General features: G+C 60.3%; 5 protein-coding genes. 3 read left to right on the plus strand and 2 right to left on the minus strand.

All coding sequences use genetic code 11. From position 1 onward, the window contains the following. The first annotated feature begins 67 nt into the window (after positions 1-67). Together KHQ28_RS21785 and xni are read left to right on the plus strand one after the other, a co-directional pair. Positions 68-2,011 (plus strand): sigma-54-dependent Fis family transcriptional regulator, encoded by a 1,944-nt coding sequence (locus KHQ28_RS21785; protein ID WP_004142865.1) that lies wholly within the window; start codon positions 68-70, stop codon positions 2,009-2,011. A gap of 96 nt (positions 2,012-2,107) precedes the next feature. Further along, positions 2,108-2,863, plus strand: coding sequence for a flap endonuclease Xni (gene xni, locus KHQ28_RS21790; protein WP_032418392.1), 756 nt, complete (start codon positions 2,108-2,110; stop codon positions 2,861-2,863). Positions 2,864-2,933: 70 nt separating this feature from the next. On the opposite strand, the gene fucO is transcribed toward xni, so the two are convergent. Continuing rightward, complete coding sequence (gene fucO / locus KHQ28_RS21795; protein ID WP_032418391.1) at positions 2,934-4,082, minus strand: lactaldehyde reductase; 1,149 nt, start codon at positions 4,080-4,082, stop codon at positions 2,934-2,936. 27 nt (positions 4,083-4,109) lie between these two features. Continuing rightward, positions 4,110-4,757 (minus strand): L-fuculose-phosphate aldolase, encoded by a 648-nt coding sequence (gene fucA, locus KHQ28_RS21800; RefSeq protein ID WP_002915470.1) that lies wholly within the window; start codon positions 4,755-4,757, stop codon positions 4,110-4,112. Positions 4,758-5,323: 566 nt separating this feature from the next. Here fucA and fucP point away from each other — a divergent pair. After that, entirely contained in the window at positions 5,324-6,634 is a 1,311-nt protein-coding gene (gene fucP, locus KHQ28_RS21805) for an L-fucose:H+ symporter permease (RefSeq protein ID WP_004151076.1), read from the plus strand. Positions 6,635-6,728 lie beyond the last annotated feature (94 nt).

The raw sequence follows: 6,728 nt of genomic DNA on the forward strand, positions 1-6,728 counted from the left end.
CCTTCCCCCTCTGGTTTCTGCGGCCGCCGCAGGATAAGTTCAGAGCGTCAACGATCGGAGGCCCGCTATGCTGAACCCAGAATCCCCTTCCACCGCTCCCGCGCTGATCGACCCGGCGTCGAAGGCCTTCCAGAGCCTGCTGGACAAACTCGCGCCAACGGAGGCGACCGTGCTGATCGTGGGCGAAACCGGCACCGGCAAGGAGGTGGTGGCCCGCTATCTCCATCATCACAGCGCCCGTCGCCAGCAGCCGTTTCTGGCCGTTAACTGCGGCGCGCTGACCGAGAGCCTCGCCGAAGCCGAACTGTTCGGCCATGAGAAAGGCGCCTTCACCGGCGCGCAGCAGGGACAGCCCGGCTGGTTTGAAGCCGCGGAAGGGGGGACGCTGCTGCTGGACGAGATCGGCGAATTAAGCCTGCCGCTGCAGGTGAAGCTGCTGCGAGTGCTGCAGGAGCGTGAAATTACCCGCGTCGGCTCACGCAAAGCGATTAAAGTGAATGTCCGGGTGATTGCCGCCACCCACGTTGACCTGGCCCAGGCGATCCGCGAGCGCCGCTTTCGCGAGGATCTCTACTATCGACTGAATATCGCGGTGGTGCCGCTGCCGCCGCTGCGCCAGCGTCGGCAGGATATCCCGCTGCTGGCGCACCACTTTTTATCACTCTACGCCCGGCGCCTCGGGCGGCCAACCCTGCGTCTGGCGCCGGAATCACTGGCCCGGCTGATGGACTATTCGTGGCCGGGCAATATTCGCGAGCTGGAAAACACCCTGCACAACGCGGTGCTGCTCAGTAAAGAAGAGGAGATCAGTCCTGCCCAGCTGCGCCTGGCGACGCTCAACGACGCCCCGGGGCCGGCGAGCGATCATGAACTGGACGACTTTATTCGCCACCAGCTGGCGCTTCCCGGCGAGCCGCTGTGGCAGCGAGTGACCAGCGCCCTGATTCGCCACGCCATGGCGCATTGCGACGATAACCAGAGCCAGGCGGCCGCGCTGTTGGGGATCAGCCGGCATACCTTGCGCACCCAGCTCGCTAACCTCGGGCTGATCAAAAGCCGCCGCCGCCCGCCTGCGCCGCCGCGGGCGTTCGCCAACGCAGCCGGGGCCGATCGCGAACTGCGCATTGGCTACCAGCGCTTCGGCAGCCTCGGGATCCTGAAAGCCCGTCAGAGCCTGGAAACCGCCTTCGCCAGCCTCGGCGTCAACGTGCTGTGGAGTGAGTTTCCTGCCGGACCGCAGCTCCTCCACGCCCTCGCCTGCAACGAGATCGACTTCGGCACCACCGGAGAAGCGCCGCCGGTGTTTGCCCAGGCCAGCAATAGCGAACTGATGTACGTGGCGTGGGAGCCGCCGGCGCCGCGCAGCGTGGCGATGGTCGTCCCGCAGGAGAGCGACATTCGCCAGCTCAGCGATCTGCGCGGTAAACGCATCGCCCTCAATAAAGGGTCGAATGTCCACTGGCTGCTGCTGCAGATCCTCGAGGACGCCGGCCTGGGTCTGAACGATGTGCGGGTGGTCTATACCCCGCCGAAATATCCGCTGACCGCCAGCGACTATCTGGCGGTTGACGCCTGGATGATGTGGGATCCGCTGCTCAGCGACGCCGAACACACCGGCGAGCTGCGGGTGGTCGCCAGCGGCGAAGGCCGGGTCAACAACCATCAGTTTTATCTTTCGCGACGGGACTACCTCGCTCAGCATGGCGATATCATGCGCCGCCTGCTGACGGAGCTGACCCACACCGGGCAGTTTATCGACTCGCATCGCGGCGAAGCGGCCCGCTTACTCTCGGCAGAGCTGGGGATCGACGCCCGGTCGCTGAGCATGGCCCTCGCCCGCCGCAGCCATCGCCCGCGGCCGATGGATCTGTCGGTGATCCGCGCCCAGCAGACCATCGCCGATCGCTTTTACGCCCTCGGGCTTATCGCCAAACCGGTCCCGGTGCGCGAAGCGGTGTGGTACGGCGAACCCGCGCCGGACGTCATCAGACCGCTGATGGCGGTCAGTTAGCGAAATTTGCGCGTTATCTTCCTGATTGTTCAGGCGCAGATAGCCTCGATCTGATGGCGATGTTACCCTAAAGACGCTGAGAATAAGGGGGTATCTGTGGCTGTTCATCTGTTAATCGTCGACGCGTTAAATCTAATCCGCCGCATCCACGCGGTGCAGGGTTCACCCTGCGTCGATACCTGCCTGCATGCCCTGGAGCAGCTGATTGTCCACAGTCAGCCCACCCACGCAGTGGCGGTGTTCGATGATGAGGATCGCGCCCACGGCTGGCGCCACCAGCGCCTGCCGGAGTACAAAGCCGGCCGCGCGCCGATGCCGGAGACGCTGGTGGCCGAGATGCCGGCGCTGCGGTCCGCCTTCGAACAGCGGGGGATCCGCTGCTGGGCCTCGCCGGGCAGCGAAGCGGACGATCTCGCCGCCACCCTGGCGGTGAAGGTGGCCCAGGCGGGCCATCAGGCCACCATTGTCTCCACCGACAAAGGCTACTGCCAGCTGCTGTCGCCCACCATCCGCATCCGCGACTACTTTCAGAAGCGCTGGCTGGACGCCCCCTTCATCGCCAGCGAGTTCGGCGTCACCCCGGAGCAGCTGGCGGATTACTGGGGGCTGGCGGGGATCAGCAGCTCGAAGGTGCCGGGCGTGGCGGGCATTGGACCCAAAAGCGCCGCCCAGCTGCTGAACGAGTTTCAGGACCTGGAGGGGCTGTACGCCCGTCTGGCCGAGGTCCCGGAGAAGTGGCGCAAAAAGCTGGCCGCGCATCAGGAGATGGCCTTCACCTGCCGGGAGGTGGCCCGCCTGCAGACCGACCTCCAGCTGGACGGCAATCTGCAGCAGCTGCGGCTGACGCGCTGACCTTCGTTAAGAGGTGCGCCGGTGCAGGGTGACTGCCTCCGGCACTGCCTGCTTTACCCGGGCCAGGCAATCACCAGGCCGCCTGATATAACCCGACGATATCCGCCAGGCTCGCCTCGCGCGGGTTGCCGCAGGTACACACATCCGCCAGCGCCGCCTGGGCCAGCGCCGGAATATCCTCTTTCCTGACGCCCACCTCGCGCAGATGGCCGGGAATACCGACATCGCGGTTAAGCTGGCAGACCGCCTCTACTGCCGCCTCGCGCGCGGCGGTCAGGCTTAACGCTTCCACCCTGACGCCCATCGCCCGGGCGATGTCGCGATATTTTTCCCCGGTCGCCTCAGCATTAAAGCGCATCACGTGCGGCAGCAGGATGGCATTCGCCACGCCGTGCGGCGTGTTGTAAAAAGCGCCGAGCGGATGCGCCATACCGTGTACCAGGCCAAGCCCAACGTTGGAAAATCCCATCCCCGCCACATACTGGCCGAGCGCCATAGCTTCCCCCGCGCCGGCGTCTCCGGCAACCGAGCCGCGCAGCGCGCCGGCGATGATCTCGATGGCCTTGAGGTGCAGAGCATCGGTCAAAGCCCAGGCGCCGCGAGTGAGGTACCCTTCGATAGCATGCGTCAGGGCGTCCACGCCGGTAGCCGCCTTCAGCGCCGGCGGCATAGCGTCCATCATATCGGCATCGATAAAGGCCACCTGCGGAATATCGTGCGGGTCGACACAGACGAATTTGCGCCGCTGTTCTTCATCAGTGATGACATAGTTAATCGTCACCTCCGCCGCGGTACCCGCGGTGGTCGGCACCGCGAAGATCGGCACGCTGGGCTGACGGGTGGGCGACAGCCCCTCGAGGCTACGGACATCGGCGAATTCCGGGTTACGCTGAATAATACCGATCGCCTTACAGGTATCCTGCGGCGAACCGCCGCCGATGGCGATCAGGTAATCCGCCCCGCTGCGTTGAAAGGCCTGCAGCCCCTGCTGGACCACGGCGATGGTCGGGTTAGGGATCACGTCGCTGAATATATCCCATGCCAGCCCGGCGGCATCCAGTTTGTCGGTGACTTTCGCCGCCACGCCGCAGCGGGCGAGAGTGCTGTCGGTGACGATCAATGCTTTACGATAACCGCGCCGCACCGCTTCATCGGTTAATGCGTTTATCGCCCCCCGGCCAAACCATGCCGTTTCATTGAGGATCATTCTGTTTGCCATCGTGGCTCTCCTGTTAGCGTTGCGGCATCACTCTTCAATGCGTAATCCGTAGGTTTTGAACTTCTCCAGCACGATGGCGATCGCCTCGTCATCCAGCACCGGGACCGGGTCGGTAATCGCCAGCGTACTGAGGTAGAGCTGGGCCAGGACCTCCACTTCATGCGCCAGCCAGAGCGCTTTCTCCAGGCTGGCCTCGCAGGCGATCAGGCCGTGATGCTGCAGCAGCGTGGCTTTGCGGTGCTTCAGCGCCACCGCGACATGCTCAGACAGTTCGCGGGTGCCGAAGGTGGCATAGGGCGCGCAGGGGATCGAATTCCCGCCGGCCGCGGCGATCATATAGTGGATGGCCGGGATGGGCCGGTTGAGGATCGACACCGCCGTACAATGGACAGCGTGATTGTGGACCACCGCCTGGGCATCGGGTCGCGTCTGGTAGGCCGCCTGATGAAAACGCCATTCGCTGGAGGGCAGTTTTCCCTGCTCATGCTGGCCGTCGGCATCAATAAAGACGATCTTGTCTTCCGTCAGCTTTTCATATGGGATACCGGTAGGGGTGATCAGCATTCCTCCCTGATAGCGCACGCTGACATTGCCGGCGGTCCCCTGATTTAACCCCAGGCGGGTCATTTCCAGGCAGGTATCGATAATCTGCCGGGCCAGTCTGTTTCTTTCCATTGCGTTCCTCTTTTGGTGACTCATCATCCATCAACGGCAGGGCAACAGAAATATCGTCGGCTACCGTGGGATAGGGTGAATAATGGTCTTCATCATCAACCTGAATATTCAAAGGGGAATTTTCATGATTATTTTTTGTGAGCCGCGTCAATTATTCCGCCATGAATAAAGCAACCATGCCCATTACGAGAGAGATTAAAATGCCCGTTCTTAATAATATTTCATCAAGCGGGCATTTTATTTCTTTGTAACATTTGCCCGTTTTCCACGATATATATTCATTCGGTCATTAGCGTTGTGGTTTTGTGAATTTATTTTCTCAAACGGTCAGCGTTTTTGAAAAATTAAAGTGACAATAATCACATAAAATGGCCCACAGTACGTTAAGTGTGACCATCATCATATTAACAGACGGTTTTTATTTGAAAATGAAGCCATGGGTTCCGCCGTGACTTTCATTTCACTCACCGGCGCGTCACCTGAGCTCACTTAATTTTGCGGTCTGCTGCAGCACCAGACTGCGCCCTGAATGCTGTTGTAAATGCTTCTGAACTGATGAGGACGCTATGGGAAACACAACGATACCAACGCAAAGTTACCGCGCCATGGAGAGCGGGCAGAGTAAGAGCTACATTATTCCTTTCGCTCTGCTGTGCTCCCTCTTTTTTCTGTGGGCCGTGGCAAATAATCTGAATGATATTTTATTACCGCAATTTCAACAGGCCTTTACCCTGACTAACTTCCAGGCCGGATTAATTCAATCGGCCTTTTACTTTGGCTATTTTATTATTCCCATCCCCGCCGGGATGTTGATGAAAAAATTCAGCTACAAAGCCGGCATCCTTACGGGGCTGTTTTTATATGCCTGCGGCGCCGCGCTGTTCTGGCCTGCCGCCGAAGTGATGAATTACACCTTATTTCTCATTGGATTATTTATTATCGCTGCCGGGCTTGGCTGTCTGGAAACCGCGGCCAACCCGTTTGTCACCGTCCTCGGTCCGGAAAGCGGCGGTCACTTCCGCCTTAATCTGGCCCAGACCTTTAACTCATTCGGCGCCATTATTGCCGTGGTATTTGGCCAGAGTCTTATTTTGTCTAACGTCCCGCATCAGCCGCAGGAGGTGCTGGATAAAATGACGCCGGAACAGCTCAGCGCCTGGAAGCACAGTCTGGTCCTGTCGGTACAAACCCCCTATATGATTATCGTGGCCATTGTCCTGCTGGTCGCCCTGCTGATCGTCTGCACCCGCTTCCCCTCCCTGCAAAGCGATGACCACAGCGACAGCGCGCAGAGCACTTTTTTCGCCTCGCTGACGCGCCTGATGCGCATCCGCCACTGGCGCTGGGCGGTACTGGCCCAGTTCTGCTACGTCGGCGCGCAAACCGCCTGCTGGAGCTACCTGATTCGCTACGCTATCGAAGAGATCCCGGGCATGACGGCCGGTTTCGCCGCCAACTACCTGACCGCCACCATGGTCTGCTTCTTTATCGGCCGTTTTACCGGCACCTGGCTTATCCGCCGCTTCGCGCCGCACAACGTGCTCGCTATCTATGCGTTTATCGCCATGCTGCTCTGCTTGCTCTCCGCCTTCAGCGGCGGCCACGTCGGTCTGCTGGCCCTGACCCTGTGCAGCGCCTTTATGTCCATTCAGTACCCGACCATCTTCTCGCTGGGGATTAAGCATCTGGGCCAGGACACCAAATATGGCTCGTCATTTATCGTCATGACCATTATCGGCGGCGGGATCGTTACCCCGGTGATGGGCTTTGTCAGCGACGCCGCCGGCAATATCCCGACCGCCGAACTGGTCCCGGCGCTGTGCTTCGCCATCATCTTTATTTTTGCCCGTTTCCGTTCACAAGCGGCGACGAACTAAACCTGTTATCCGCATAACCTGAGGGATCTGTAATGAAAAAAATCAGCTTACCGAAGATCGGTATTCGTCCGGTAATCGATGGTCGTCGCATGGG

The sequence above is a fragment of the Klebsiella sp. 28 genome, from assembly GCF_018223905.1.
Taxonomy (GTDB): Bacteria; Pseudomonadota; Gammaproteobacteria; order Enterobacterales; family Enterobacteriaceae; genus Klebsiella; species Klebsiella pneumoniae.